The organism is Achromobacter sp. F4_2707, assembly GCF_047501535.1.
Lineage (GTDB): Bacteria > Pseudomonadota > Gammaproteobacteria > Burkholderiales > Burkholderiaceae_B > Yanghanlia.
On the sequence record NZ_JAZDRJ010000002.1, the window covers coordinates 1 to 26,696 of the forward strand.

Here is a 26,696-nt window from a genome sequence, read left to right on the forward strand (position 1 = left end):
CACCCCCACACACCCCCATCCCCGGCATAAAATAGACCCTCATTCCCCGATTCACCCAAGAAGCAGCACCGGCACTCAACACCATGACGCAACAAGCAGACACCTTCACCCTCGCTGGCCGCGAATACAAATCCCGCCTACTGGTAGGCACCGGCAAATACAAGGATTTCGAAGAAACCCGCTTGGCGCTGGAAGCCAGCGAGGCCGAAATCGTCACCGTCGCCATTCGCCGCAGCAACATCGGCCAAAACCCAGACGAACCGAATCTGCTCGACGTCATCCCCCCCGACCGCTACACCATCCTGCCCAATACCGCCGGCTGCTACACCGCACAAGAAGCCGTCCGCACATTGCGTCTCGCACGCGAACTGCTGGATGGCCACAACCTCGTCAAACTGGAAGTCCTGGGCGACAAAGACAACCTGTTCCCCAACATGCCCGCCACCCTGGAGGCCGCACGCACACTGGTGGCCGACGGTTTCAAAGTCATGGTGTATTGCACCGACGACCCCATCCAGTGCCGCATGCTGGAAGATATCGGCTGCATTGCCATCATGCCCCTGGCCTCACTCATTGGCTCCGGCATGGGCATTCTCAACCCCTGGAACCTGCGTCTCATCATTGACCAATCCAGCGTGCCCGTGCTGGTTGACGCCGGCGTGGGCACCGCCTCCGATGCCGCCATCGCCATGGAACTCGGTTGCGACGGGGTATTAATGAACACCGCCATCGCCGGCGCGCGCAACCCCATCCTCATGGCATCGGCCATGAAGAAAGCCGTACAAGCCGGCCGTGAAGCCTGGCGTGCAGGCCGCATTCCGCGCAAGTTCTACAGTGCAGACCCCAGCTCCCCGGAAGAAGGGTTGCTGACTCCCCTGAACACATAACAATCAAGCCATGATCCCCAACACCCTTACCATTGCCGGGGTAGACCCCTCCGGCGGGGCCGGTATTCTGGCCGATATCAAAGCCATGAGCGCACTGGGCGCCTATGGCACTGCCGTAGTCGCCGCGCTCACGGCACAGAACACCCAGGGCGTGACCGGCATCTCAGCCGTGCCTGCGGATTTCGTCGCCGCACAGATCGACACGCTATTTGCCGACGTACGCATTGACGCCGTAAAAATCGGCATGCTCGGCCAGCAAGCAGTTACCCGCGCCGTCGCAGACCGCCTGGAACATTGGAAGCCCAAACATATCGTGCTGGACCCGGTCATGATCGCCAAAAGCGGCGATGCCTTGCTGGAGCGCAGCGCCGTGGATGAATTGCGCGAAAGCCTGGTGCCGCAATCCACCATGATTACCCCCAACTTACCCGAGGCCGGAGTATTGCTGGACAGCCGCCCGGCGGAAAACCTCAAGGAAATGCGCCGCGCCGCTGAACGCCTGCGCCGCCTGCTGGCCGACGATGGCCAGCGCTGGGTCTTCCTGAAAGGCGGCCACTTGCCGGGCAACGACACCATCGACGTGCTGCACGACGGCGACCAGATGCTGGAACTGCCGGGCACACGCATTCACACACGCAACACACACGGCACGGGCTGCACCTTGTCTGCCGCCCTGGCTGCCCTGCTGCCCCAGTGCGCCGATGTTCCCGAAGCGGCACAACGCGCCAAGGCCTACCTAGTTGAAGCCATCGCCCGTTCCGGCGAACTTGAGGTGGGTTCCGGCCATGGGCCGGTTCACCATTTCCATGCGCTATGGGGCGGCACAAATAGGCTATAGTAGGCAGATTGCACATGCTGCGGCCTGCCGCACGCACTTGTCAGAAACATCATCCAGAAAAGATCATGAACGCCACAGCCCTTTCCGAACTCGAACTTGCTCGCTTCAACATGGTGGAACAACAAATCCGCCCATGGGATGTCAGCGACGAAAACGTTCTGCAGGCGCTTTTCGATGTCCCTCGCGAACGCTATGTTCCCGCCCCCATGCAGGGTCTGGCTTTCTCCGATATCGAGCTGCCGCTCATCATCAATTCGGAAGACACCCGGGAAACCATGTTGCACCCCAAGCTGGAAGCTCGCTTGGCTCAGGAACTGCAACTTAAACCCACAGATTGCGTACTGGAAATCGGCACAGGCTCCGGCTACCAAGCCGCCCTGCTCGCCCGCCTGGCCCAACAGGTCACCACGGTAGAAGTCGACAGCCGCCTGGCCGCTTTTGGCGCCGAGAACCTTAAGCGCAACCAGGTGCACAACGTCACGGTGGAAACCGGCGACGCGCATGAAGGCTGGGGCACCACCGAATACGACGCCATTCTGGTCACCGGCTCCGTTCCCACCGTACCCGATGCACTCAAGTACCAGTTGCGCGTGGGCGGCCGCTTAGTCGTTGTAGTCGGTCAAGCGCCCGTCATGACCGCCTACCGCATCACTCGCAGCAGCGCCGCCAGCTTTGAAAGCACGGCCCTGTTCGACACCCTGATCAAGCCGCTGCGCGGCGTGTCCGTCTCTCAATTCAAATTCTGAATGCGTTGGCGTAGTTGGCACGCACTGCCATTGGTGCTGGCCCTGTTTGCGGGCCAGTCTTCTGCACAGGGCCGCGACCTCATGGAGGTCTGGCAACTCGCGCTTGAGCGCGACCCCATCTACGCCGCCAGCGGGTTCGCCAGAACCGCCGAACAAGAACGCGTACCTCAGGCGCGTGCGCAGTTACTGCCCCACGTAACCGCCGATGCAGGCGCACAGCTCGACAACAGCCGCCGCACCCGCAATCTTTCGGGTAGTGAAAGCCAGCGGCGCGCTGCATGGTCACTGGCTCTTGTACAGCCACTATTCGACCTGCCCGCGTGGAACACACTGCAGCAGGCCGATTTCTTCGCCAGCCAGGCCGACATCGCCTACCGCATGGCTTATCAGGATCTTCTGCTGCGCACGGCACAAGCGTATTTCGATGTGCTGGCCGCCCAAGACAGCCTGCGAGCCTTGCTGAGCGAGAAAGCGGCCATCGAAACTCAGCTCAGAGCGGCCCAGCAAAGCTTTGAACTGGGCGCCACCACCATAACCGACGCGCATGAAGCCCAAGCACGGCTAGACTTGGTCAGCGCCAGTGAAATCAACCTGCGTAATGAACTGCAACTGGCTGAAGACGCACTAGCACGCATCATTGCCGAGCGCCCAGGCGAACTGGCGGTACTGGCGCGCGATGCCGCGCTGCCTGCTCCTGAGCCTAACCGCCTGGACGACTGGGCTACCCAGGCCTCCCATGCGGGCTTGAGCGTAGCGAACGCGGATCTCCAAACGCGTATTGCGCAGAAAGAACTGGATATCGCCCGGGGCCAGCACGCCCCCACAGTCGAATTTGTTGCCCGCACCGGCAGCGCTTCCGACTACGGCATGAATGGCTACCGCTCAGGCCCCCGCTCACTCGACAGTACGGTGGGTGTGCAGCTGTCCATTCCCCTATTCACAGGCGGAAGCATTTCTTCACGTGTGCGCGAACAGACATCCCGGCTGCAGCAGTCCCGTGCGCTACTGGAAAACACCCGTCGTGAAGCCGTGCAAGCCGCCCAGCGCTATTTCAATGGCGTGGTCTCCGGGTTATCTCAAGTCGCCGCTCTGGAAGCGGCAGAGCGTTCCAGCCAGGCGGCTCTGCAAGCCAACCGCACGGGCTATGAAGTCGGCGTGCGCATCAATATCGATGTTTTGAATGCCGAACAACAGCTGTATGTGACTCAGCGCGCACTGGCTCGCGCCCGTTACGACACGCTGATGGACGGCCTGCGCCTCAAGGCCGCTGCCGGTATTTTGCAAGACGCCGACCTCGCCGCCATCAACGAACTGCTTACTCCGCCCGAATCTTCTTCAGAAGCGCAGTAGTCGAGCGCTCAAACTCAAACGGGATTGCCACGGCGTCACCCCCCCAACTGCGCACAGCCGCCGTTTCTGGCAGAGTTTCCATGTCGTAATCGCCCCCCTTCACAATGAGTTCGGGCTGCAGGGCTTCTATCAGCGCCTGGGGGGTATCTTCATCAAACCAAGTCACGACATCCACACACCCTAATGCCGCCATCATGGCCAGGCGGTCGGCATGGTTGTTGAGCGGGCGATCGTCGCCCTTACCCAGCCTCCGCACCGAAGCGTCGGTATTCAGCGCCACAACCAGCGTAGCGCCAAGTTGAGCGGCGGCATCCAGATACGTGGCGTGGCCACGGTGCAGAATGTCGAACACGCCGTTGGTGAACACCAGCGGGCGCGGAATCTGGCCTTCTTGCAAACGTTGACGCAAGGTGGCGGGATCTATGATTTTGGATTCGAAGCGGGCGGACATAGGCGATGAATAGAGTGGAATATCAGCGAAGAATGGCCCAGACCGCGACGCCCACGCCCACCGCCATCACAGCGATCAGCGCACTCAGCAGGCGGTTATTGCGCCGCTGCGCCTCGTGCAGCTGTTGCAGTTCATGCCGGATAGCCGGGCCGGAATCTGGGGTGGCCAGCCTGGCATGAACCAGCCGGGGCAGCTGCGGCAGCAATTGCGCCCATTGGCTGGCTTCTTTTTCTAGCTGAGTCTTCAGGCCCGACAAGCCAATGCGCTCGTGCATCCAGCGCTCAAGATAGGGTTTGGCGGTTTTCCAGAGATCCAGGCCCGGATCCAGCTCACGCCCCATGCCTTCCACATTCAACAGCGTCTTTTGCAACAACACCAGTTGCGGCTGAATTTCCACATTGAAGCGCCGAGAGGTCTGGAACAGCCGCAGCAACACCTGCCCCAGAGAGATTTCCGACAAAGGCCGGTCGAAGTAAGGCTCGCATACCGCGCGTACAGCCCCTTCAAGCTCCTCTTCGCGAGTGGTGGCAGGCGCCCAGCCCGATTCGATATGCAGCTGCGCCACGCGCCGGTAATCACGCTGGAAGAACGCCAGGAAGTTCTGGGCCAGATAGTTTTTGTCGAATTCTGACAACGTGCCCACAATGCCGAAGTCTAGCGCGATGTAACGCCCCAGCGTGGCGGGCTCGTCAGAAACATAAATATTGCCCGGGTGCATGTCGGCATGGAAGAAACCGTCGGTAAACACCTGGGTGAAAAAAATCTCCACCCCGGTGCGGGCCAGCGCTTTGATATCGACGCCCGCTTCCGTCAGCCGGTCGATATGACTGACGGGAATACCACGCATCCATTCCATGGTAAAGACATTGGTAGCGCAGAACTCCCAGATAACTTCCGGCACCATGAGCAGGCCGACACGACCATTTTCCGGGCTGAAGTTACGGCGCAGCTGGCTGCAGTTGGCCGCTTCGCGTATGAGATCGAGTTCGTCGTTCAGGTAGGTATCAAATTCCGCCACCACCTGGCGCGGCTTCAGGCGCCGGGCGTCGGGAGACAACTTTTCCACCAGTCGCGCCACAACACGCATGAGGGTGAGATCTTTTTCCAGCACCTCGCGCATGCCGGGACGCAGCACTTTTACGGCGACTTCACGGCCATCGTGCAACACGGCGTAGTGCACTTGTGCGATGGAAGCCGAGGCGATGGGGTCAACCTCGAAATGGCGAAACAATGTGTGAGGCGACGCACCAAGGGCCGTTTCTATGATTGCCGCAGCCTGCGCGGATGGAAACGGCGGCACGCGGTCTTGTAGCAGCGCCAGTTCAATGGCGACATCCAGAGGGATGAGGTCGCGACGGGTGGAAAGCACCTGCCCGAACTTAACAAAAATCGGCCCCAGGGTTTCAAGTGCGCGACGCAAGCGCACGCCGCGCTCCATCTTAGGCGGGCGCCCAAACCGTAGAATCTTAAGCAGGCTGTAGGCCAGCGGGTGACGGATGCCCGAGACCACGAGTTCGTCGAGCCTGTAGCGCAGGCAAACGAGAATAATGTAGAAAAGGCGGAACACGGGAAACATGGTCAGCTCTCCGCTGCCGCACGCTCGGCGTTGGCGACCCGCTGCTCAAGCGCATCCAGCCTGCGCTGCAAGGCGGCGCAATCGGCGTTGAAAGCGGATACACCATGCCGCGTTGCCAGCACCTGCCCTTCCTCGCCCAAGAATTCCGCTGCGTTAGCAGCAAGCCGCCTTGCCGCAGAATCAGCAAACCCAACGGCCGTCCGCCCGCCTTGCACCAGCCCCGGCCCGATCAGGTCGCCAAAGCGGCTGGCCAGGTCTTCTTCGATATCCCACCGCAAATCGCGAGCGAGTTCTGACACCAGGGTCGCAAGCGCCGCGTCGCCCTGCACGTGGAGCTTCTCCGTGATGGCGTCGAGATCGCCCCCGCGCAAAATGCCCGGCAGATCGACCAAATGCTCGGTGGCGATAGACAGCGACACATCAGGCACAACAGCCGGATGACTGGCCCGCAACATGCCTGTCGCTTCGATGCTGTAAATCACCTGAAGGCGACCCACGTTAAAACGCAAGGATTTCCCTGCATGGCGGCTTAACTTGTCCGCCGCCCACGGCTCGCGGCGTAACAACGCGTTCAGTAAGAAAGCGGTCATCACATTGGGAGAAAACACCGAAGGCAAGGGCAGCATGGAACAAGCACTCAGAGAGGCATCAGGCTCCCCAATGGAGCGCTGAACAAGCCTAGAGTTTAACGGGAATTGAAGAAGGCACCACCAGGGTGCCTTCAGAAAGCCGGATGGCCGCAGCCATGCTTGCGAGACCCGGCTTGCGACCGGCCAAAACCGCTTAGCTGGCGTATTCCACAGGAATCTGCTGAATACCGGCCAACAGCCAGCCTGCGTTCTCGCCCTTGTAGAGATTCCAGACTTCCTCGAATCGGAACGCTTCGCCCTCACGGTTTTCGCGCAGCATGCCGGAATAACGCACACTGGCCAGATGGCCGTCGGACACTTGCTCAATGCCCAACAGCTCGGCGTTCAGCAATACGACTTCAGTGTGGTTATCTTCGCCACGGCCCATGAGTTCGGGCTTGATCTCGGCGATGAGGTCGTCAGTCATGTAGTCGCGCAGTTCGTCGAGGTCGCCGCGATCCCAGATGCCTTGGATCTTGATGAACTGCTGCTTGGCGTTGGCCAGAAAAGCCGGAGTGTCGAAATCTTCTGGCACAAACCAGCTTTTATCGACCGGCGCGGCAGGTACCGCCGGAGCCGCAGCCACAGGCGCTGCCGCCGGGGCAGCCGGAGCTACGGGCGCGGAGGGCTGCTGACGCTGAAAGCTGCCACCCGTGTCGGCGTTACGATAGCTATTGTTGTTGCCTGCCTGCGCCATGGCCGGCTGGCGCGCACCGCCACGCAGACGGCGCACGAGATACATAACGGCAAACACCACTAGACCAATAAGAATGGCGCTGGACAGAAATTCAAGTAAAGCACCGCCCAGGCCTAAGTGCGACAGCAAAGCGGCGATGCCCAGACCTGCCGCAATACCTGCGATGGGGCCCAGAAAGCGGGACATGCCGCTACGCGCGGCGCCTGCGGTTGCCGCACCAGCGGCTGCACTGGAAGCCGGCGCTGTGGCGCTGCGAGTGGGGTTGGTGGTGGCTGCAGGCGGTGTGGCAGGCGCACGCTGAGTAGTGACGTTGCGGGACTGCATGCCAAAGCTCTTGCCACCGCCGGCGCGGCGGGCTTCAGCATCGAACGGCATGGCCAGCATGCTGACAGCCGAAACCGCCAGGATCGCCATGGCGAAGAATCGCGAAATACGACGTTGCGACATTATGAATGTCTCCTGTGGGCGCACGACCAAACCGTGCGCAGAAATGAAAATCAGGGATTAAGAACTGAATCTTACAAGAAGCTGAACGATGACACAATGCTGGGTGACCACGCAGTGTGCTACTTCTTATAGATTGACGCCCTCGTGCAAGGCGACAATACCTGCGCTCAAGTTGAAGTACTTCACCCGAGACAGGCCCGCCGCTTCAAGCATGCCGGCCAGTTCCTGCTGGCCAGGATGAACCCGTATGGATTCGGCCAGGTAGCGGTAGCTTTCAGCGTCGCCGGCCACGCGGGAGCCGAGCCAGGGCAACACATTAAAGGAGTACCAGTCGTACAAAGGCGCCAAAGGCTTGGCCACCTTGGAAAACTCCAGCACCAAGAGCTTGCCGCCGGGCTTGAGCACCCGACGCATCTCGGCGAGCGCACGGTCTTTGTGGGTCATGTTGCGCAAGCCGAACGCCACGCTGACCCGGTCGAAATAACCATCGGGAAACGGCAGTTTTTCGGCGTCGCAAACGGCAGTCGGCAGCAGCAGGCCGTCGTCAGTGAGGCGGTCGCGGCCAACCCGCAGCATGGATTCGTTGATGTCTGTCAGCCAGACTTCGCCGCCGGCCCCTGCACGCCGCGCAAAAGCGCGTGCGAGGTCGCCCGTGCCGCCCGCGATATCGAGCACTTTCATGCCGGGGCGGACATCGGCCCGGGCAATGGTGAAGGCCTTCCAGGCGCGATGCAACACGCCCGACATCAGGTCGTTCATGATGTCGTAGCGGCTTGCCACGGAATGGAAAACTTCGGCCACCTTGGCAGCCTTTTCGCTTTCGCGCACGCTGCTGTAGCCGAAATGAGTGGTGGCGTCGGTGTCGGAGGGGGAAGAAGGCGTTTCTTTCATGATTTTCGTATCGTACATCATCCATTCGTGGCCGTGAGCCACAAAATGCGTTCAACAATTCACAAACCTGTAATATTGCCGCCATAGTATGCAGGGAGCGCTAAAACAAAATGCCAGCGCAACACGACTCAAAGCTTTCCGGTAAGAACGCTGCGACGGCATGCACTCCCTGACCTTATTCAGACTATATAGATATGAGCACCACCATACTCGTTGTTGAAGACGAGCCAGCCATCCAGGAACTGATTTCCGTCAACCTTTCCTTTGCCGGCCATAAGGTGCTGCGCGCTTTTGACGCTGAACAAGCCCAAACTCTGATTCGCGCCGAACTGCCCGACCTTATTCTGTTGGACTGGATGCTGCCGGGCGCTTCCGGCATCACTCTGGCACGCAGCCTGCGCAGCGATGAGCGCACCCGTCAGGTACCGCTCATCATGCTCACGGCCAAAGGCGCCGAGCACGACAAGGTAGAAGGCCTGGAAGCGGGCGCCGACGACTACATCACCAAGCCGTTTTCGCCCAAAGAGCTGATCGCCCGCATAAAGGCCGTGCTGCGCCGCCGCGCACCGCAGCTGACCGATGACATTGTCGAAATCGGCACCTTGAGCCTCGACCCCAGCACTCACCGCGTAGCAGGCAACCAGAAAGCGCTGTCTGTCGGCCCGACCGAATTCCGGCTGCTGCACTTCTTCATGACACATACTGAACGCGTGTTTTCGCGCGCGCAGTTGCTTGATCAAGTTTGGGGCGACCACGTTTTCGTCGAAGAACGAACCGTAGACGTGCACATCCGCCGATTGCGCAAAGCTCTTGAGCCCACCGGACACGATGCGCATATAGAAACCGTGCGCGGTGCGGGTTATCGTTTCGCTGTCCAACCTCTACGCTGATTTTAGGCGGCCATCGTTCCGCAGACCGTATGACGAAAACGTTGTTTACAGTATTTTTATGGGCCCTCGCAGGCTATGCCTTGGGCTCGTGGTTCGGCCCGCATATCGGCTGGGGCACGCTCGTCTTCGGTTTATTGCTGATGGTATTGGTCAGCGGCAGGCAGGTGTCACAAATCACGCGCTGGGCGCAGGATATCGAACGCGCGCCGCCCGCTTCAGTCGGCCCGTGGGATGACATTCTTTCGCTCATCTACCGCAAGCTGCGCAACGACCGCAGGGTGATCGAAAGCCAGGAAAACGACATGAAGCGCATGCTGGAAGCGGCTGAAGCATTACCTGACGGTGCGGTGACGCTGGACGGCGATATGAATCTGACCTGGTGCAACCGCAGTGCACGCCAACACCTGGGCCTGCGCTCCAAAACCGATATTGGTCACAGCATATTCAATATCCTGCGTGCCCCCGAATTCGCCGCCTACGCCCGCCAGGGGCGCTGGAACGAAGCCTTACAACTGCACACGCAAAGCAGCGACGGCCAGCCCAAGACCCTGCTCCTGCAACTGGTGGACTACGGGCGGGATCGCTTTTTGATGGTGACCCGCGACATCACCCAGATTGAAAGGCTGGAAACCACGCGCAAGGATTTCGTCGCCAACGTTTCCCACGAATTACGCACCCCCCTCACGGTGCTGACCGGCTTTCTGGAAACCCTGCAAGACATGCCGCCGGATTCCCTGTCTTCCGAACAGCGCCTGCGTTATGTAGGGCTGATGCAGGAACAGGCGGCACGCATGGAAGCCATTGTTTCCGACCTGCTAACGCTGTCCACCCTGGAATCCTCTCCTCTGGCCGATGCAGAGCCTGTTGATATTAGCGCTCTGGTACAAAAAGCTTTGCAGCAAGGTCGTGTACTATCGCGTGGGCAACACGTTTTCGTGGAGCACTGCGACGAGACCTTGCAAATTGAAGGCGTAGATACCGAACTGGCGTCAGCGATTTCCAACCTGATTACCAACGCTGTGCGCTACACCCCTAAAGACGGCACCATTACCGTGAGTTGGTATCGTGATAAAGACGGCAGCGCCGTGTATTCCGTGCAAGACACCGGCATTGGCATTGCTGCACAAGACCTCCCGCGCCTGACGGAACGCTTCTATCGGGCAGACCGAGGCCGCTCACGAGCCACCGGCGGCACCGGCCTGGGGCTGGCCATCACCAAGCATGTCGCAATGCGCCACGATGCCGAGCTGCGTATTCAAAGCCGCTACGGGTCAGGCAGCACCTTCTCTCTGGTGTTCCCGCCCAAACGCATCATCAACACCACCGAACAGGCCTGACCCCCCGCCGCTTTCGTGCCTGCGGGTTTCCGCTGTCTCGACGGCGCGGACCATCTGTATAAGAATACAGCCTGACCTTCAACCCTCACGTAGCACCGGAAACAGGGGCATGGCTGAATATTCTGAAGACACCGACTGGGATATCGTTGCGCATGGCGATCGCTGCCTGGTGATTCGTTTTGGCACCGGCATCGACATCACAATCGGCCACCGCTGTGGCGCTGCGGCAGCCGCCTTACGCAGAGCCGCAATACGCGGCGTCAGCGATATCGTTCCCACATTCAACACCGTGGCCGTTCATTACCTGCCGGGGCGCTTTTCCGTTAATACCAGCGTGCGCAACCTGCAGGCCGAAATCGAACGCGTGCTGCACGACGCCGATCTGGACACCGGCAGCACGGGGGGCCAGGTCATAGAGTTGCCCGTCTGCTATGGTGGGGAATACGGCCCTGATCTACCGGATGTCGCCCAACGCACGGGCCTGAGCGAAGAAGACGTCATCGCTTTACATGGCCGGGAACCTGCTTATGTATTCATGCTGGGTTTCGCCCCGGGCGCCCCTTTCATGGGGGTGCACGATGAGCTTTTCGCTCTGCCCCGCCGCCCCACGCCGCGCACCTCCATTCCGGCGGGCTCTGTCGCCATCGCCAACCGGCAGACTGTCATCTACCCCAACGACCTACCCGGAGGCTGGCACATTATCGGTCGCACGCCGCTGGCCCTGTTCGACCCGTTGCGTGAGCCCGCCACCCTGATTTCCCCCGGCGACTCTGTGCAGTTCCGCCCTATTTCCGCTGATGCATTCAAGGATTGGCCCCGGCAATGAGTATTACCGTCATCCGTCCCGGCCTAGCCAGCACTTTTCAGGACTGTGGCCGCCACGGCCACCAGCACCTGGGTGTGCCCGTAGGCGGCGCCATGGATTTGCGCGCCCATCAACTGGCCAATCTTATCGCTGGCAACGAGCACGACCACGCCACGCTGGAAATCACCCTGATGGGGCCGACATTACGCTTTGACGCACCGACGTGCATCGCCCTTACTGGCGCCGACCTCAGCCCTACGGTCAACGGCCTGACCGTCCCCTTGGGCAGGCCGCTCATCATGCATGCCGGCGATATCTTGTCTTTCGGCGAACGCCGCAACGGGGTGCGCTGCTATCTGGCCTGGCATGGGGGCATCGCGCTGCCTTCCCTGCTGGGTAGTCAGAGCACCTACTTGCGCGGTGCGCTGGGCGGCTTCCAGGGGCGGACTTTGCGCAAAGAAGATGTCCTGCCTCTCAATTTATCGTTGCGGGCCAACACCCTTGAGACGCTGGAGGAAAGCCTGGACAGAATGTCCATCTACCTGCCCTCTACCCTGGCGAACAACCCGCGCACGCATTTACGCGTTATGCGCGGCCCACATACGGAACTGTTCACACAAGAAGCCGTGCACGCGTTGTTTAACAGCCCTTATGTCATCACCAACGAATCCGACCGCATGGGTTTTCGCCTTCAGGGGCAGGCCTTGCCGGTACGCGAAAACCGCCAGCTGCTTTCCGAAGGGGCGACCTTTGGCAGCATACAAGTACCTGCCGACGGCCTGCCCATCGTGTTGATGGCCGACCGGCAATCCATTGGCGGGTATCCGAAAATCGGCCACGTGGCTACGGTAGATCTGCCGCAACTGGCCCAATGCATGCCAGGCGAAGCGGTGCGATTCGAGGAAATCAGCCTGGCTCAGGCTCAGCAGTTGGACAACCTGCGCGAGCAGGCTTTAGGGCGGCTGCGCACATCGCTGGCCGGCCTGCGCGAACTTATAGCGCGATGCGTTGCCAACCCTGCCCCATAAGGAAGCGCTGAGCCGGCCACCGCACTTCACACCCTCAAAGGCTTAAAGAAAGAGGGGGTAAGCCGGGTTGTCCGTTTCGTTCCAGTACGGGTAGCCCAGCCCTTCTAAAAACGCCTTGAGCGCTTTTTTATCGGAAGGCGGCACTTGCAGGCCGACCAGTACGCGCCCGTAATCATCACCTTGGTTGCGATAGTGGAACAGGCTGATATTCCATTCCGGGCTCATGGCGCTCAGGAAGGTGGTAAGTGCGCCAGGGCGCTCTGGGAACTCGAAACGGAACAGCATCTCGTTCTCGGCCAAAGGCGACTTCCCACCCACCATGTAGCGCAAATGGGTTTTAGCCATTTCATTGCCGGTGAGGTCCAGCGTTTCGAAGCCCTTACGGCGAAAGCCCGCTTCGAGCTTCTCGATTTCCGGTTCGGAACGTATTTGCAGCCCCACGAACACATGGGCTTTTTCCGAATCGGAAATGCGGTAGTTGAATTCGGTAACGTTACGCCGCCCCACCGCTTCGCACAAACGCATAAAGCTGCCGCGCTGCTCGGGTATGGTCAGCGCGAACACGGCTTCGCGCGCTTCGCCCACGTCGGCACGCTCCGCCACCAGGCGCAGGCGGTCGAAGTTCATATTGGCGCCACTGGTCACGGCCACCAAGGTTTTGCCCTTGAGCTTATGCTGGGCTGCATACCGCTTGGCGCCGGCCAACGAAAGCGCACCGGACGGCTCAACCACGCTGCGCGTGTCTTGGAAAACATCTTTGATGGCCGCACAGATGGCGTCGGTATCCACCAGCACGAAGTCATCCACGTACTTCTTCGTCAGGCGGAAGGTTTCTGCGCCAACGTGTTTCACCGCCGTGCCGTCGGCAAACAAGCCGACATCGTTCAACCGCAGGCGGCGACCGGCCTTGACACTGCGCGCCATGGCACAAGAATCCACGCTCTGAACACCGATCACCTTGATTTCGGGGCGTAGCTGCTTCACATAGGCGGCTACGCCGGAAATCAAACCGCCGCCCCCTACGGGCACGAAAATCGCCTCGATGGGGTCGGGGTGCTGACGCAGGATCTCCATGGCTATCGTGCCTTGGCCGGCAATCACGTCGGGGTCGTCGAAGGGGTGCACAAACGTGAGCTTCTCCTTCTTCTGCAACTCCATAGCGTGGTCGAAGGCGTCGTTATAGCTATCGCCCGCCAGCACAACCTCACCACCCAGCGTGCGCACAGCGTCGACTTTCACCTGAGGCGTGGTTTCCGGCATCACAATCACGGCGCGACAGCCCATGCGGCTGGCGCTCAACGCCACTCCTTGCGCATGATTGCCCGCCGAAGCGGCAATCACGCCGCGCTTGCGTTCAGCAGGCGTCAGCGCCGCCATCTTGTTGTACGCGCCACGCAACTTGAAACTAAATACCGGCTGAGTGTCTTCCCGCTTAAGCAACACCGTGTTGCCAATGCGCGCCGACACCTGAGGCGCCGGGTCAAGATCAGATTCAACAGCAACGTCATACACCCTGGCTGTCAGGATGCGTTTTAGATAATCAGTAGACATGAGAAGAGAACGCGCGCTCGAACGGCGAAGACAAGCCAAAAAGAATACCACCAAACTTGGCTAAATTGGGGTCTGACCCCATTTCAGCAAAAATCGGGGTCAGACCCCATTTATACTAGCGCTCTGTTTGACCCCGCTCTGAAATGGATGGGGCTTGCGCTTAAGCGCGTGGTCAGGCACGGCATTAGCGTTAGATGTAAGTATTAACCGAGCAGGACATTCTCGGCCTGTTCTGATGTGGTTGCTATGGAAGCCTGGCTATATTCTTCAATTCAATGGTTGCTGGACACCCTGGCCTTACCTAGTGTGGGGCTAAGCGCTATTTTTACCGTAGCACTGATCTCAGCGACCTTGCTGCCGTTGGGTTCCGAGCCGGCTGTGTTCGGCTATCTGCAGATTGCCGAAGGCATGTTCTGGCCTGCGGTGCTCGTCGCCACGCTGGGCAACACGATAGGCGGCACCATCAGCTATGGCATGGGTTATGGCGCTGTGAAGGCGGTGGATCGTTACCGCGAAAAGCATCCTTACCAGCCACGCACGCAAACCACCGGCCGCTGGCACGACTACGTGAGCTGGTGGCTGCATCGCCTGGGGCCGTCCGCCCTGCTGTTTTCATGGCTGCCGATCGTTGGCGACCCTCTGTGCTCGGTGGCGGGCTGGCTGAAACTGCCGTTATTGCCCAGCATAATTTATATGGCTATCGGCAAATTCTTGCGCTATGTGACGATGACCAGCGCTTTGCTGTGGTTTTTCCCCGGGAAAATCTGAAGCCGCAGCCCCATTCGATTAAACTGATGCTATCTATTCCCGCATCACTACCCTTTCAGGGTGACCGTTCCGCTCATGAATGCCCCCCTTGCCAGTCAAATGCTTGCCGCGCAGGCTCCCCAGCACGTTTCGCCGCGTCTACGCGAAATTCCTTATAACTACACATCGTATTCAGATCGAGAGATTGTTCTGCGCCTGTTGGGCGAAGAGGCCTGGCGGCTGTTGTCCGAACTGCGCGCTGAACGGGTCACCGGCCGTTCGGCTCGAATGCTGTTCGAGGTTCTGGGCGACATCTGGGTGGTTCGACGCAACCCCTATCTGCAGGACGACTTGCTCGACAACCCCAAGCGCCGCAAGTTGCTGATCGAGGCCCTTGAGCACCGCCTGGCCGAAGTTGACCGCCGCCGCGACCTGCGTCACCCCGAACGTGACGCCAAGGTAACCGGCCTGCTGTACGCCGCACGGGCGGCCGTACAGGATTTCGACAACGACTTCACACTGTCGAGCGAATTGCGTAAGCAAGTCGTGCGTAAACTGTCACGCATTACCGCCAAAGACAATATCAAGTTCGACGGGCTGTCGCGCGTCTCGCACGTCACCGACGCCACTGACTGGCGAGTGGAATACCCTTTTGTGGTGCTGACGCCTGATAGCGAAAGCGAAATCGCCGCCCTGGTGCGCGCCTGTATCGAGCTCGAACTCACCATTGTGCCGCGCGGCGGCGGCACCGGCTACACCGGCGGCGCCATCCCCCTCACCTGGCGCTCGGCCGTCATCAACACCGAAAAACTCGATCGCCTCACCGCAGTCGAACACGTCGAACTACCCGGCTTGGCCGACCCCGTTCCCACCATCCACACCGGTGCGGGCGTGGTCACACGCCGCATTGCCGAAGCCGCTGAAGCCGCAGGCTACGTATTTGCCGTTGACCCCACATCCGCCGACGCCTCCTGTGCGGGCGGCAACGTCGCCATGAACGCCGGTGGCAAAAAAGCCGTACTGTGGGGCACTGCGCTGGACAACCTCGCCTGGTGGCGCATGGTGGACCCGGAAGGCAACTGGCTGGACGTTACCCGTGTCAGCCATAACCTCGGCAAAATTCACGAAGTCGACGAGGCCCGCTTCGAACTGGTGTGGTCTGATGGCAAAAGCGCACCCGGCGCGATTGTGCTGCGCAGGGAAACCTTGGTTATTGAAGGCAGCCGCTTTCGCAAAGTGGGCCTGGGTAAAGATGTCACGGACAAGTTCTTGGCCGGCCTGCCCGGCGTACAAAAAGAAGGCTGTGATGGCCTGATCACCGCAGCCCGCTGGATTGTGCACCGCATGCCCGCCCATACGCGCACGGTCTGTATGGAATTTTTCGGCCAGGCGCGCAATGCCGTGCCTTCGATTGTCGAAGTCAAACAATATCTTGACGGCCCGGGGCGCGAGCGCGGCGCTTTGCTGGCCGGCCTGGAGCACCTGGACGAACGTTATCTGCGGGCTGTGGGTTACGCCACCAAAAGCAAGCGCGGCGACCTGCCCAAAATGGTGCTGATTGGCGACATCGTCGGCGATGACGAAAACGCCGTGGCCATCGCCGCCAGCGAGGTCGTGCGCATTGCCAACAGCCGTCACGGCGAAGGCTTTGTCGCCGTGACCCCTGAAGCCCGCAAAAAATTCTGGCTGGACCGCGCCCGTACGGCCGCCATCGCCCGCCACACCAACGCCTTCAAAATCAACGAAGACGTGGTGATTCCGCTGGACCGCATGGGCGAATACACCGATGCCATCGAACGCATCAATATCGAACTGTCGACTCGCAACAAGCTGCGCCTGCTCGATGAAATCGAGACCTTTCTGCAAGGCGAGCTGCCCGTCGGCAAGGTAGACATCGACGACGTTGAGCACACACGCGAAGCCGTCCTGGCTCGCCGCACCGAAGACGCCGTCGCCGCCCTGCGCGGGGTACGCGAACGCTGGAGCTGGCTGCTGGCCAACCTGGATGAAAGGCTTTCGCAAAGCCTGGACACGCTTGAGGCCATTGGCCTGGGAGACCTCAACGAGGCCTTCAAGCAAAGGCTGGTTGAACAGCCCAACACCACTGTGTTCGATCTGGTGCAAGACCACACCATCCGCATTTCGTGGAAGACCGAAGTGCGGGCGCTCATGGAACGGCTTTTCGCCGGGGCAGATTGCGCCGCTGTGCTGGCCGGCATTCAGGCCGTTCACGACCGTGTGCTCAAAAGCCGTGTATTTGTGGCGCTACACATGCATGCGGGCGACGGCAACGTGCACACCAACATCCCGGTCAACTCCGACGATTACGGCATGCTTCAGGAGGCCAACGAAACCGTTGTCCGCATCATGAAGATCGCCCGCGATTTGAATGGTGTGATTTCCGGTGAACACGGCATCGGCCTGACCAAATACGAGTTCCTCACGGAAGAAGAGCTGCGCCCCTTCCACGAGTACAAACAGCGCATCGACCCGAATGGCCGCTTCAACGCGGGCAAGCTGATGCCGGGCGCTGACCTGCGCAACGCCTGGACGCCCAGCTTCAACCTCCTGGGCCACGAATCGCTCATCATGCAGCGCAGCGAAATCGGCGACATTTCCCACGCCATCAAAGACTGCCTGCGCTGCGGCAAATGCAAACCGGTCTGTGCCACCCATGTGCCGCGCGCCAACCTGCTGTATTCGCCGCGCAACAAGATTCTCGCCACTTCACTGCTGATCGAGGCCTTCCTGTACGAAGAACAGACCCGACGTGGCGTCAGCATCAAGCACTGGGCCGAGTTCGAAGATGTGGCCGACCACTGCACCATCTGCCACAAGTGCTACAACCCCTGTCCGGTGGATATCGACTTTGGCGATGTCTCCATGGCCATGCGTTCGCTGCTACGCAATATGGGCAAGAAGTCGTTCAACCCCGGCACAACCGCGGCGATGTTCTTCTTGAACGCCAAAGACCCTCGCGTGATCAAGGCGACACGCAAGGGCATGATTGACCTGGGCTACAAGGCGCAGCGCATGGCGCACGATATGCTGGCGCCCACCGCCCGCAAACAGCTGTCCACCCCGCCCGCCACTGTAGGCAAGGCACCGTTGCGTGAGCAAGTGATTCACTTCGTCAACAAGCGCATGCCCGGCGGCCTGCCCACGCAAACGGCCCGCAAGCTGCTCGATATCGAAGACGCTCGCTACATTCCCATCATCCGCGACCCACAAGCCACCACAGCAGAAACCGAATCGGTCTTCTACTTTCCGGGCTGTGGTTCCGAACGCCTGTTCTCGCAAGTGGGCCTGGCCACGCAAGCCATGCTGTGGCATGCAGGCGTACAAACGGTGCTGCCGCCCGGCTACCTGTGCTGTGGCTACCCGCAACGCGGCAATGGCATGGAAGACAAGGCGGAAAAAATCATCACTGATAACCGGGTGCTGTTCCACCGCCTGTCCACCACGCTGAACTACCTGGATATCAAGACCGTGGTGGTGAGCTGTGGCACCTGTTACGACCAACTGGCCGGCTACGAATTCGAAAGAATTTTCCCAGGCTGCCGCTTGATCGACATCCACGAATACCTGCTGGAAAAAGGCATTGATATTCAGGGTGTAGAAGGCACGCGTTACGTGTATCACGACCCCTGTCACACGCCGATGAAGCTGCAGGACCCGATGAAAACGGTGAAGGCACTGGTGGGCGACACCGCCATCAAGACCGACCGCTGCTGCGGTGAATCCGGCACCTTGGCAGTGAGCCGCCCCGACATCTCTACCCAGGTGCGCTTCCGCAAGCAGGAAGAATTGGCCAAGAACAGCCAGCAAATCCGCGCCGACGGCTACACCGGCGAAGTGAAGATGCTCACGTCCTGCCCGTCCTGTCTGCAGGGCATGTCACGCTATTCGGAAGACACCGGCATGCAGGCCGACTACATCGTGGTCGAAATGGCCCGCCACATCCTGGGCCAAGACTGGCTGCAGAACTACGTGAAGCAAGCCAACAACGGCGGCATTGAGCGCGTATTGCTGTAAGTTTGAACACTTATCTTCGGCGCCTGGGCCCGCCATGCTGCGTTGCAAATCCTCGCGATAGCACGCTATCGCTGCGGTTTGCGCCTTGCCTGACAAGCCCATGCATCCGAATCTAAGCGCACAAACCAACAAAACCAGGCACCCCGGATCGGGATGGAATACGAGGCGCAAAGCACAGCAATAGTTCACTATTGCGAGGATTTGCAACGAAGTAGATCGCCCGCTCCCCACGGTTCCAGGCGCCTCGGAGCGGGATGAGATACGAGGCGCAAACCACAGCAATAGTCATACTATTGCGAGGATTTGCAACGAAGTAGATCGCCCGCTCCGAGGATGCCTTAAGGGTCAGAGCTGGAGAAGGAGCAGACCGTGTACACCTCTAGCCCACTATCACGCATGGATTGCCCGCCGCCCAGGTCGGGAAGCTCAATGATGGCGGCGGCTTCGTGTACGTTGGCGCCCAGGCGTTGCAGCAGCTTGGAGGCCGCAATCATGGTGCCGCCTGTAGCGATGAGGTCGTCGATGAGCAGAACGCGCTGGCCGGGACGTACGGAGTCGGTGTGCATTTCGACCGTCGCATTACCGTATTCGAGCGAATATTCTTCCGCTACAGTGCGAAACGGCAGTTTGCCCTTTTTGCGCACCGGCACAAAGCCTAGGTTGAGCTCGTAAGCCAGCACAGAGCCGAGGATGAAGCCCCGCGCATCCACGCCTGCGACAAGGTCCAGGCGCTGACGCATGTAGCGGTATACAAACATGTCAATCAGGACGCGGAAGGAGCGCGGGTCCTGCAAAACCGGAGTAATGTCCCGGAAGGTCACACCCGGCTTGGGCCAGTCCGGCACGCTACGAATCGCATTTCGGACATAGACGGCAGGATCGATATTCATGTGGGATGACGCCTGAAGGCGCTGAAATGAAGACAACCGTGGCAGTGTACACAATGCCGATTAAAATTCAGTCATGAACCAAGATACTAGCGTAGGGTCGAGCCAACATCTGGCTTCCGCCCGTCGGACGTTCTCTATAGAGATACAGGCGCTGCAGGCGCTGCGCGACCGCCTGGATGAGCACTTTGAGCAGGCTGTCGAGATGCTGCTGGGCTGCCAGGGGCGCGTGGTCGTCACCGGTATTGGAAAATCCGGCCACATCGCACGTAAAGTGGCGGCCACCTTGGCTTCCACCGGCACCCCTGCCTTTTTCATGCACGGTGCTGAAGCGATACACGGCGACCTGGGCATGTTAACGGGGCAGGACATCGTGATCGCTATTTCGTATTCCGGTTCCGCTGCCGAGCTCATGACAATTCTGACTGTTGCCAAACGCATGGGCGCGCGCATTATCACGATTACCGGCAACCCCCAGTCTGAACTGGCGGTTAATGCCGACCTGCACCTGGACGGCGGCGTTGAGCACGAAGCTTGCCCGCTTAACCTGGCCCCCACAGCCAGCACCACCGCCGCCCTGGTGCTGGGCGATGCCTTAGCGGTGGCTTGCTTGCAGGCCCGCCACTTCAGCGCTGAAGACTTTGCCCGTTCACACCCGGGCGGCGCGCTGGGCAGGCGGCTTCTGACCTATGTACGCGATGTCATGCGCCATGGCGACGCCCTGCCGCTGGTGCATGAAGACACCCCCATGCACGAAGCGCTGAAGGAGATGTCTGCCAAAAGCATGGGCATGACGATTGTCATCGACGCTGAGCGGCATCCTATTGGTATTTTTACCGACGGCGATCTGCGCCGCCTGATCGAAAAGCGCGGTGATGTGCGGCACCTAAAGGTGGGCGATGGGATGACACGAAACCCGCGCACCGTTTCTCCCAACACCCTGGCCATCGAAGCTGCGGCTTATATGGACGCCGGGCGCCTCAATCAGATTCTCGTGGTTGACGAGGCCGGGCTATTATTGGGGGCTCTGCACATGCACGACCTTATGGCCGCAAAAGTGATTTGAACCATGAACATCAACAACATTCCTCACCCCGCTGAAGCCCTGATCCTCTCAAAAGCCAGCGCTGCCGTTATTGAGCGCGTCCGGCCGCTACGGCTTATGGCGTTTGATGTGGATGGCGTGCTGACTGACGGCCGCCTCTGGTACAGCGCGGAAGGCGAACAGCTCAAGTGCTTTCATGTGCTTGATGGGCACGGCCTCAAAATGCTGATGGAAAGCGGTATTCTCGTTGCCCTGATCACGGCCCGCGATGGCGCGGTGATCGGCCGCCGCGCGGCGGAATTGGGCATCGGCCTCGTGCAGCATGGCATACGCGACAAGGCCCAGGCTCTGCAGGCACTGGCTCAGGAACACAATTGCAATCTGAGCGAAGTCGGCTACATGGGTGACGACATCATCGACGTGCCCGCCATGCAGCGTGCAGGCTTTGCCGCCAGCGTGGCCAACGCCCCGGCTTATGTCGCGCAAGCGGCCCACTGGCAAGCGCCATCAGCGGGCGGCGCGGGTGCGGTACGCGACTGCTGCGACCTCATCCTGGCCGCACAAGGCAAGCTGGGGGCCTTCTTTTCCCCAAACACGCTACGCCCCGGCGGTACGATTCAATAGTGGTTCGCCGCCTGTTTGCCGCCCATAACCGTGCGGCACACCTCCCAATATGAAAGATCGCCTGCCCTCCGTCGTCGCCCTTATATTGCTGATCGGTTTGGTTATCGGCACTTGGTGGGCGGCCGACTATGCCCAACGGGCCGTTCCCATCGACCCGCCTCGCCGCGTGACACACGAGCCCGACCATTGGGCCTCCCAGTTCGTGCTGATTCGCGGCGACGAACACGGCATGGCCATCAATCGGCTGGAAGGGGATTATCTGGAACACTTCCCGGATGATGACTCATACGAGATTCAACAGGCGCACGCCATTGGCCAACGGCCCGATTCGCCCTTGACCATTGCCTCTTCCGACACTGCGGTGATGGATGAAGACGGCGCCCGCATCACCATGACGGGCAACGCCCACGTGCATCGCAAGGAAGACGCAGAAAACCGGCCGCTCGATGTCAAAAGCGATGTCTTAATTCTTTTGCCTGACGAAGACGTGGTTTATACCGACCACCCCGCCCTGGTTGTGCATGGCAAATCGACCATGAACGGCACCGGCATGCGCTACGATAACAAGACTCAGCAATTGCAGGTCTATTCAGCCACCGACGTCAAAATTTCCGGGCAAGACACCCAGGAACGCCGTTCGCGCTCCTCTGATAGGACAGAAAAACAACCATGACGCCACTTCGCCTACTTATTCCTTCCCTCCTGGCCGCCAGCCTGGCATTGAGCGCCCCCGCCGCCGCCCAGCAAGGGCAGGCTCAGGAAGAACCCGACACTCTCATCATTTCCGACACGCTCAACTACGACGACGGCACCAAAGAAAGCATCTTCACAGGCAATGTGGTGCTCACCCGAGGCAACATGACTTTGCATTCCGATCGCCTGGTCATGCGTGAAGATGCCGAAGGCTTCCAGCACGGTACCGCCACCGTGGCAGCCGGCAAGCTAGTCTTCCTGCGCCAGGAAAACCCTGACAAATTTGAAGTCTTGGAAGCGCGCGGTGAGCGGGCCGAATACAACGGCAAGACCGAAGAAGTCGAGATGATCGGCAAAGCCATCGTCACACGCTTTATCTGTGGCAAGCCCTTCGACAACATTCAGGGCGAACGCGTCATCTACCGGCAAAAATCCGAAACCTACCAAGCGTTTGGCGGCCCCAACTCCGCCGCCCCAGGCGGGCGTGTGCGTTCACTGGCCACGCCTCGTGCACGTGCCGATGCGGCCATCGAAGCCTGTCGTAAGCAGCAGGGCGCTGGGAATTAAGGAGCCATCTTGCCTAGCAACAACTCTTCATCGAGAAACGCTCTCGCGGGCCAAGCGCGTCGCGCTGCCAGCAACGTTCCTGGCAGCCTGCGGGCCACGGGCTTGCGCAAGATCTATGGCAAACGCACCGTGGTCGAAGACGTCTCTCTGTCGGTCGATAGCGGCGAAGTCGTGGGCCTGCTTGGCCCCAACGGGGCGGGTAAAACAACCAGCTTCTACATGATTGTCGGCATCGTCCCGGCTGATTCCGGTCGTATCGAGATCGATAACCAGGCAATTACCAACATGCCCATGCACCGGCGCGCGCGGCTAGGGCTGTCGTACCTGCCTCAGGACGCATCCGTTTTCCGTCGCCTGACAGTCGAAGAAAACATCCGCGCGGTGCTGGAACTACAGCTCGACGACAACAACCGCCCCCTTTCCTCAGCCCAGATCGGCGAGGCGCTTGAATCGCTGATTGATGAGCTGCAGATCAATCACATCCGCAACAACACCGCCATTTCTCTATCCGGTGGTGAACGCCGCCGAGTGGAAATCGCCCGGGCATTGGCCACCAGCCCGCGCTTCATTTTGCTGGACGAACCGTTCGCGGGGGTCGACCCCATCGCGGTCATCGAAATTCAACGTATCGTCCAGTTTTTGAAAAATCGCAATATCGGCGTACTCATAACCGACCATAATGTCCGTGAAACCCTAGGCATTTGCGACCGCGCCTACATCATCAGCGAAGGCCGCGTGCTGACAAGTGGACACCCGAACGAAATCATCGATAACGAAGCCGTACGGAAGGTCTACCTGGGTAAGAACTTCAAAATGTAATCGTGTTCAGGCCAACCTGACATCCAGCTGAAATGGGGACAGACCCCTGTTGATTTTGGCGCCCGAAGCGATACACTGAAGTTATTGTTTCAACCCACTTTATAAGGAGCCCCGAACCAGCCAGACACTGGCGCAATCTGCGCCGCAAACCTTAACTGTAGGAGCGTTTTATATGAACCTGAGCATCAGTGGACGTCATCTCGAAATCACCCCAGCCATCCGTGAATACGCATCTTCCAAGATGGCGCGCATCGGTCGCCACTTCGACAATGTCATCGACGCACAAGTCATGCTCTCGATCGAGAAGCTTCAACATACCGCCGAAGTGACCGTCCGCCTTCCGGGCAAAGACATTCACTGCGGAGCCAGTGACGAAAACCTTTACGCTTCCATCGACCTGCTGGCTGACAAAATCGATCGCCAGGTCATCAAGTACAAGAGCAAGCTTCAAAATCACGCTCACGAGCCCATGAAGAGGCAGGAAGTGCCCGCCGAATAAACCGGCGTCGTTGTACACCTGCCAACAAGCCCCCGGAGTCATGAACAACCCGGGGCGAAGAAAGCTCTGAAACCCCCGCTGCGGGCTGTGTTCAGAGCTTTCTTGGTTTCCAGCCCCCGTTTGTATAAGACCGCCGCGCACACGCAACACTCCCTTTGTATGTTGCAGAGCAATAAACATATAATGAGCGGCATGAACCTAATGTCGCGCATCCTCCCGCTGTCGAATGTTGTTCTTGACCTCACGGTCACAAGTAAGAAACGGGCATTCGAACAAGCTGGCCTACTCTTTGAAAACCATAACGGCATTTCACGGACTGCCGTATTTCAAAGCCTCATCACGCGTGAACGCCTCGGTTCCACTGCCCTGGGGCATCAGGTCGCAGTTCCGCATGGCCGCATCAAAGATCTTAAAGAACCCTGTGCGGCATTTATCCGCCTCACCGACCCGGTACGGTTTGACGCAACCGACGGTCGCGCAGCCAGCCTGCTGTTCATTCTGCTCGTCCCGGAAAACGCCACCCAAACCCACCTTGATCTGCTCGCCGAAATCGCCCGGCTCATGTCCAACGCCGACATCCGCCACGCCTTGGCAACAGAAACCGACCCGGAAGTCGTCCACCGCCTGCTGACCAGCCCCATTTCCCAGGAATAAAGCCATGCTGACCGTGCGAGAGCTTGTCAAGGACAATGCCAACGACATCAGCTTCATCTGGCTGGCCGGCCAGCAAGCCACAGACCAAGCTCTCACCAACCACCCTGGTCGCGCCAGCGCCGACTTGGTCGGTCACCTCAACCTCATTCATCCCTCCCGCATCCAGGTGCTGGGCGCTGAAGAACTCGCCTACTACACCAACTTCAATGCGGCGCGACGCCTCCATCTGTTAGAAGAATTGCAAGCGGGCGGTGTACCCGCCATTCTTATTGCCGAAGGCCTGCAAGCGCCGGACGGGCTGCGCGACTTTTGCGAAACGAACGCGATTCCTCTGCTTGCCACCCACATTGACGCCGCCCAGCTCATCGACTTGCTACGCATCTATCTGGGTAAACGTCTGGCGCCCAAAACCCTGATGCATGGGGTCTTTCTCGATGTGCTGGGGGTGGGCGTACTCATCACAGGAGAATCGGGCCTGGGTAAAAGCGAGCTGGCGCTGGAACTGATTTCACGCGGCCACGGCCTGGTGGCAGACGACGCAGTAGAACTCTCGCGCATCGCCCCCAGTATTGTGGAAGGGCACTGCCCTGCCTTGTTGCAAAATCTGCTGGAAGTGCGGGGTCTCGGCCTGCTCGATATCCGCACCATCTTTGGCGAGACATCCGTGCGCCGCAAGATGAAGCTCAGCCTGATGGTCCACTTGGTGCGCTCCACTCCGGAAAACTTCGAACGCCTGCCCGTCCAAGACCAGACCGAAGACGTGCTGGGCATTCCTGTGCCGCGCGTCATGCTGCAAGTTGCTGCGGGGCGCAACTTGGCCGTGCTGGTGGAAGCCGCCGTGCGTAACGCCATCCTGACCTTGCGTGGCATCGACACCATGGGCGAATTCATCGAACGCCAAGCGCTGGCCATCATGGAAAACAGCCGCAAAGATTAGCCACCTCACCCGCCCTCGCCGGGGGCGATTAGAGGTAAGGGCAGTCAATCTGCTTCGCACTTCGGGCTGCACGCCGCGCAACTGACACCACAATCCGCTGTGGACTGTCACTCAACTTTGGTACCATTGTCTGGCAGCAAGCCTGCAAACACGCGGGCACCGGCCAACACTGAAGATCATTCCATGCAAAACATCGTTCTCCTCACCGGCATTTCAGGCTCTGGGAAATCCGTGGCTTTGCGCTTGCTGGAAGACGCGGGTTATGTCTGCGTCGACAATTTGCCAGTACGCTTCCTTCAGGAATTCATCTCCACCACACAACAGCAGGGGATAGAACGCGTAGCCGTCGCCATCGATGTGCGCACAGTAGGCGAACTGGATGAGCTCCCGGCCACTGTTCAAGAAATGCGGGCACAGGGCACCGCATTCCGCGTCATCTTCCTGGATGCCAACGACCATACCCTGCGCCAGCGTTATTCTGAATCCCGGCGCCGCCATCCACTGACAGACAGGCTGGCACTGCAGCATGGCCGCACGCCGTCGCTGCAGGAATGTATCGACACCGAACGTGAAATGCTGGCGCCCCTGCGCGAGCAAGAACATACCATCGACACGTCCGACCTCACCCCTGGCCAGTTGCGCGCCTGGGTGCGCGATCTCGTGCAAGCCGACCGGGCGCCTGTGGTGCTGACCTTTGCCTCATTTGCCTATAAGCGCGGCGTACCGGGCGACGCCGACCTCGTATTCGACGTGCGCTGCCTGCCCAACCCCCACTACGACCAAGCGCTGCGCCCCCTTACCGGGCGTGATGAACCGGTAGCGAAATGGCTGTCGCAGTTCGGCAGCGTGGAAGCCATGGTGACAGACATCGCCGGTTATATAGAGCGCTGGCTGCCCCTGTACATGCAAGACACCCGCAACTACCTCACCGTAGCCATTGGCTGCACGGGTGGTAAACATCGTTCGGTGTATGTGGCCGAAGAACTTGCCCGCCGCTTTGCGGATCATGCGCCGCTGATCCGGCACCGCAACCAACCACCGCCTCCTGAGCGCCCTTAGGAGCCCA

The 26,696-nt window shown here is 59.7% G+C and carries 26 protein-coding genes; 19 read left to right on the plus strand and 7 right to left on the minus strand.

Going from position 1 to position 26,696, the window contains the following annotated elements; all coding sequences use genetic code 11:
* Positions 1 to 83 precede the first annotated feature (83 nt).
* The 4 genes from VRY85_RS01935 to VRY85_RS01950 all read left to right on the plus strand — a co-directional run bounded on the left by VRY85_RS01935 (position 84) and on the right by VRY85_RS01950 (position 3,821).
* Positions 84 to 887 (plus strand): thiazole synthase, encoded by an 804-nt coding sequence (locus VRY85_RS01935; protein WP_414596921.1) that lies wholly within the window; start codon positions 84 to 86, stop codon positions 885 to 887.
* 10 nt (positions 888 to 897) lie between these two features.
* Positions 898 to 1,725 carry a bifunctional hydroxymethylpyrimidine kinase/phosphomethylpyrimidine kinase gene (thiD, locus tag VRY85_RS01940; protein ID WP_414596922.1) on the plus strand — a complete coding sequence of 276 codons (828 nt, stop codon included), beginning with the start codon at positions 898 to 900 and terminating at the stop codon, positions 1,723 to 1,725.
* 65 nt (positions 1,726 to 1,790) lie between these two features.
* Entirely contained in the window at positions 1,791 to 2,471 is a 681-nt protein-coding gene (locus VRY85_RS01945) for a protein-L-isoaspartate O-methyltransferase family protein (RefSeq protein WP_414596923.1), read from the plus strand.
* Positions 2,472 to 3,821 (plus strand): TolC family outer membrane protein, encoded by a 1,350-nt coding sequence (locus VRY85_RS01950; RefSeq protein ID WP_414596924.1) that lies wholly within the window; start codon positions 2,472 to 2,474, stop codon positions 3,819 to 3,821.
* Here VRY85_RS01950 and VRY85_RS01955 read toward each other — a convergent pair.
* The 5 genes from VRY85_RS01955 to ubiE all read right to left on the minus strand — a co-directional run bounded on the left by VRY85_RS01955 (position 3,787) and on the right by ubiE (position 8,512).
* Positions 3,787 to 4,272, minus strand: a complete 486-nt coding sequence (locus VRY85_RS01955; RefSeq protein ID WP_414596925.1) for an adenylyltransferase/cytidyltransferase family protein — start codon at positions 4,270 to 4,272, stop codon at positions 3,787 to 3,789. The genes VRY85_RS01950 and VRY85_RS01955 overlap by 35 nt on opposite strands.
* 22 nt (positions 4,273 to 4,294) lie before the next feature.
* A complete protein-coding gene (ubiB, locus tag VRY85_RS01960) occupies positions 4,295 to 5,848 on the minus strand; it encodes a ubiquinone biosynthesis regulatory protein kinase UbiB (RefSeq protein ID WP_414596926.1) in 1,554 nt (517 codons plus the stop codon).
* Positions 5,849 to 5,850: 2 nt separating this feature from the next.
* Positions 5,851 to 6,474: an SCP2 domain-containing protein gene (locus VRY85_RS01965; protein WP_414596927.1), complete on the minus strand. Its 624-nt coding sequence runs from the start codon at positions 6,472 to 6,474 to the stop codon at positions 5,851 to 5,853.
* A 157-nt stretch (positions 6,475 to 6,631) separates the two neighbouring features.
* Complete coding sequence (locus VRY85_RS01970; protein ID WP_414596928.1) at positions 6,632 to 7,621, minus strand: Tim44 domain-containing protein; 990 nt, start codon at positions 7,619 to 7,621, stop codon at positions 6,632 to 6,634.
* A gap of 126 nt (positions 7,622 to 7,747) precedes the next feature.
* The gene (gene ubiE, locus VRY85_RS01975; RefSeq protein WP_414596929.1) at positions 7,748 to 8,512 is read right to left on the minus strand and encodes a bifunctional demethylmenaquinone methyltransferase/2-methoxy-6-polyprenyl-1,4-benzoquinol methylase UbiE; all 765 of its coding nucleotides are present in this window, start codon (positions 8,510 to 8,512) and stop codon (positions 7,748 to 7,750) included.
* 194 nt (positions 8,513 to 8,706) lie between these two features.
* Here ubiE and phoB point away from each other — a divergent pair, with 194 nt between their 5' ends.
* From phoB to VRY85_RS01995, 4 genes are all read left to right on the plus strand, one after another.
* Positions 8,707 to 9,402: a phosphate regulon transcriptional regulator PhoB gene (gene phoB, locus VRY85_RS01980; protein WP_414596930.1), complete on the plus strand. Its 696-nt coding sequence runs from the start codon at positions 8,707 to 8,709 to the stop codon at positions 9,400 to 9,402.
* Positions 9,403 to 9,431: 29 nt separating this feature from the next.
* The gene (gene phoR, locus VRY85_RS01985; protein ID WP_414596931.1) at positions 9,432 to 10,739 is read left to right on the plus strand and encodes a phosphate regulon sensor histidine kinase PhoR; all 1,308 of its coding nucleotides are present in this window, start codon (positions 9,432 to 9,434) and stop codon (positions 10,737 to 10,739) included.
* Positions 10,740 to 10,848: 109 nt separating this feature from the next.
* Positions 10,849 to 11,565, plus strand: a complete 717-nt coding sequence (gene pxpB / locus VRY85_RS01990) for a 5-oxoprolinase subunit PxpB (protein ID WP_414596932.1) — start codon at positions 10,849 to 10,851, stop codon at positions 11,563 to 11,565.
* Positions 11,562 to 12,572, plus strand: coding sequence for a biotin-dependent carboxyltransferase family protein (locus tag VRY85_RS01995; protein WP_414596933.1), 1,011 nt, complete (start codon positions 11,562 to 11,564; stop codon positions 12,570 to 12,572). Before pxpB ends, VRY85_RS01995 begins: the two co-directional genes overlap by 4 nt.
* Before the next feature lie 42 nt (positions 12,573 to 12,614).
* On the opposite strand, the gene ilvA is transcribed toward VRY85_RS01995, so the two are convergent.
* The gene (gene ilvA, locus VRY85_RS02000) at positions 12,615 to 14,162 is read right to left on the minus strand and encodes a threonine ammonia-lyase, biosynthetic (RefSeq protein WP_414596934.1); all 1,548 of its coding nucleotides are present in this window, start codon (positions 14,160 to 14,162) and stop codon (positions 12,615 to 12,617) included.
* Positions 14,163 to 14,369: 207 nt separating this feature from the next.
* On the opposite strand from ilvA, the gene VRY85_RS02005 reads away from it, so the two are divergent.
* Together VRY85_RS02005 and VRY85_RS02010 are read left to right on the plus strand one after the other, a co-directional pair.
* Entirely contained in the window at positions 14,370 to 14,891 is a 522-nt protein-coding gene (locus tag VRY85_RS02005) for a YqaA family protein (protein WP_414596935.1), read from the plus strand.
* Positions 14,892 to 14,966: 75 nt separating this feature from the next.
* Positions 14,967 to 18,905, plus strand: a complete 3,939-nt coding sequence (locus tag VRY85_RS02010; protein ID WP_414596936.1) for a DUF3683 domain-containing protein — start codon at positions 14,967 to 14,969, stop codon at positions 18,903 to 18,905.
* Positions 18,906 to 19,243: 338 nt separating this feature from the next.
* Here the strand turns inward: VRY85_RS02010 and VRY85_RS02015 are convergent, their stop codons facing one another.
* Positions 19,244 to 19,795, minus strand: a complete 552-nt coding sequence (locus VRY85_RS02015) for an adenine phosphoribosyltransferase (RefSeq protein ID WP_414596937.1) — start codon at positions 19,793 to 19,795, stop codon at positions 19,244 to 19,246.
* Positions 19,796 to 19,868: 73 nt separating this feature from the next.
* On the opposite strand from VRY85_RS02015, the gene VRY85_RS02020 reads away from it, so the two are divergent.
* The 9 genes from VRY85_RS02020 to rapZ all read left to right on the plus strand — a co-directional run bounded on the left by VRY85_RS02020 (position 19,869) and on the right by rapZ (position 26,689).
* Positions 19,869 to 20,858: a KpsF/GutQ family sugar-phosphate isomerase gene (locus VRY85_RS02020; RefSeq protein ID WP_414596938.1), complete on the plus strand. Its 990-nt coding sequence runs from the start codon at positions 19,869 to 19,871 to the stop codon at positions 20,856 to 20,858.
* A gap of 3 nt (positions 20,859 to 20,861) precedes the next feature.
* Positions 20,862 to 21,461, plus strand: a complete 600-nt coding sequence (locus VRY85_RS02025) for a KdsC family phosphatase (protein WP_414596939.1) — start codon at positions 20,862 to 20,864, stop codon at positions 21,459 to 21,461.
* Between the two features lie 49 nt (positions 21,462 to 21,510).
* Positions 21,511 to 22,134 carry an LPS export ABC transporter periplasmic protein LptC gene (lptC, locus tag VRY85_RS02030; protein WP_414596940.1) on the plus strand — a complete coding sequence of 208 codons (624 nt, stop codon included), beginning with the start codon at positions 21,511 to 21,513 and terminating at the stop codon, positions 22,132 to 22,134.
* Complete coding sequence (gene lptA / locus VRY85_RS02035; RefSeq protein ID WP_414596941.1) at positions 22,131 to 22,721, plus strand: lipopolysaccharide transport periplasmic protein LptA; 591 nt, start codon at positions 22,131 to 22,133, stop codon at positions 22,719 to 22,721. The genes lptC and lptA overlap by 4 nt, the downstream gene beginning before the upstream one ends.
* Positions 22,722 to 22,808: 87 nt before the next feature.
* Complete coding sequence (gene lptB, locus VRY85_RS02040) at positions 22,809 to 23,540, plus strand: LPS export ABC transporter ATP-binding protein (protein ID WP_414597239.1); 732 nt, start codon at positions 22,809 to 22,811, stop codon at positions 23,538 to 23,540.
* 172 nt (positions 23,541 to 23,712) lie between these two features.
* Complete coding sequence (gene hpf, locus VRY85_RS02045; RefSeq protein WP_414596942.1) at positions 23,713 to 24,039, plus strand: ribosome hibernation-promoting factor, HPF/YfiA family; 327 nt, start codon at positions 23,713 to 23,715, stop codon at positions 24,037 to 24,039.
* A gap of 192 nt (positions 24,040 to 24,231) precedes the next feature.
* Positions 24,232 to 24,693, plus strand: a complete 462-nt coding sequence (locus VRY85_RS02050) for a PTS sugar transporter subunit IIA (protein ID WP_414597240.1) — start codon at positions 24,232 to 24,234, stop codon at positions 24,691 to 24,693.
* A gap of 4 nt (positions 24,694 to 24,697) precedes the next feature.
* Complete coding sequence (gene hprK, locus VRY85_RS02055; protein ID WP_414596943.1) at positions 24,698 to 25,630, plus strand: HPr(Ser) kinase/phosphatase; 933 nt, start codon at positions 24,698 to 24,700, stop codon at positions 25,628 to 25,630.
* Positions 25,631 to 25,813: 183 nt separating this feature from the next.
* Positions 25,814 to 26,689: an RNase adapter RapZ gene (gene rapZ, locus VRY85_RS02060; protein WP_414596944.1), complete on the plus strand. Its 876-nt coding sequence runs from the start codon at positions 25,814 to 25,816 to the stop codon at positions 26,687 to 26,689.
* Positions 26,690 to 26,696 lie beyond the last annotated feature (7 nt).

Excerpts from the sequence above, each read along its gene's own strand:
- VRY85_RS01935 (WP_414596921.1), top strand. The coding sequence starts at position 84 with ATGACGCAACAAGCAGACACCTTCACCCTCGCTGGCCGCGAATACAAA.
- thiD (WP_414596922.1), top strand. The coding sequence starts at position 898 with ATGATCCCCAACACCCTTACCATTGCCGGGGTAGACCCCTCCGGCGGG.
- VRY85_RS01945 (WP_414596923.1), top strand. The coding sequence starts at position 1,791 with ATGAACGCCACAGCCCTTTCCGAACTCGAACTTGCTCGCTTCAACATG.
- VRY85_RS01950 (WP_414596924.1), top strand. The coding sequence starts at position 2,472 with ATGCGTTGGCGTAGTTGGCACGCACTGCCATTGGTGCTGGCCCTGTTT.
- VRY85_RS01955 (WP_414596925.1), bottom strand. The coding sequence starts at position 4,272 with ATGTCCGCCCGCTTCGAATCCAAAATCATAGATCCCGCCACCTTGCGT.
- ubiB (WP_414596926.1), bottom strand. The coding sequence starts at position 5,848 with ATGTTTCCCGTGTTCCGCCTTTTCTACATTATTCTCGTTTGCCTGCGC.
- VRY85_RS01965 (WP_414596927.1), bottom strand. The coding sequence starts at position 6,474 with ATGCTGCCCTTGCCTTCGGTGTTTTCTCCCAATGTGATGACCGCTTTC.
- VRY85_RS01970 (WP_414596928.1), bottom strand. The coding sequence starts at position 7,621 with ATGTCGCAACGTCGTATTTCGCGATTCTTCGCCATGGCGATCCTGGCG.
- ubiE (WP_414596929.1), bottom strand. The coding sequence starts at position 8,512 with ATGAAAGAAACGCCTTCTTCCCCCTCCGACACCGACGCCACCACTCAT.
- phoB (WP_414596930.1), top strand. The coding sequence starts at position 8,707 with ATGAGCACCACCATACTCGTTGTTGAAGACGAGCCAGCCATCCAGGAA.
- phoR (WP_414596931.1), top strand. The coding sequence starts at position 9,432 with ATGACGAAAACGTTGTTTACAGTATTTTTATGGGCCCTCGCAGGCTAT.
- pxpB (WP_414596932.1), top strand. The coding sequence starts at position 10,849 with ATGGCTGAATATTCTGAAGACACCGACTGGGATATCGTTGCGCATGGC.
- VRY85_RS01995 (WP_414596933.1), top strand. The coding sequence starts at position 11,562 with ATGAGTATTACCGTCATCCGTCCCGGCCTAGCCAGCACTTTTCAGGAC.
- VRY85_RS02005 (WP_414596935.1), top strand. The coding sequence starts at position 14,370 with ATGGAAGCCTGGCTATATTCTTCAATTCAATGGTTGCTGGACACCCTG.
- VRY85_RS02010 (WP_414596936.1), top strand. The coding sequence starts at position 14,967 with ATGAATGCCCCCCTTGCCAGTCAAATGCTTGCCGCGCAGGCTCCCCAG.
- VRY85_RS02015 (WP_414596937.1), bottom strand. The coding sequence starts at position 19,795 with ATGAATATCGATCCTGCCGTCTATGTCCGAAATGCGATTCGTAGCGTG.
- VRY85_RS02020 (WP_414596938.1), top strand. The coding sequence starts at position 19,869 with ATGAACCAAGATACTAGCGTAGGGTCGAGCCAACATCTGGCTTCCGCC.
- VRY85_RS02025 (WP_414596939.1), top strand. The coding sequence starts at position 20,862 with ATGAACATCAACAACATTCCTCACCCCGCTGAAGCCCTGATCCTCTCA.
- lptC (WP_414596940.1), top strand. The coding sequence starts at position 21,511 with ATGAAAGATCGCCTGCCCTCCGTCGTCGCCCTTATATTGCTGATCGGT.
- lptA (WP_414596941.1), top strand. The coding sequence starts at position 22,131 with ATGACGCCACTTCGCCTACTTATTCCTTCCCTCCTGGCCGCCAGCCTG.
- hpf (WP_414596942.1), top strand. The coding sequence starts at position 23,713 with ATGAACCTGAGCATCAGTGGACGTCATCTCGAAATCACCCCAGCCATC.
- VRY85_RS02050 (WP_414597240.1), top strand. The coding sequence starts at position 24,232 with ATGAACCTAATGTCGCGCATCCTCCCGCTGTCGAATGTTGTTCTTGAC.
- hprK (WP_414596943.1), top strand. The coding sequence starts at position 24,698 with ATGCTGACCGTGCGAGAGCTTGTCAAGGACAATGCCAACGACATCAGC.
- rapZ (WP_414596944.1), top strand. The coding sequence starts at position 25,814 with ATGCAAAACATCGTTCTCCTCACCGGCATTTCAGGCTCTGGGAAATCC.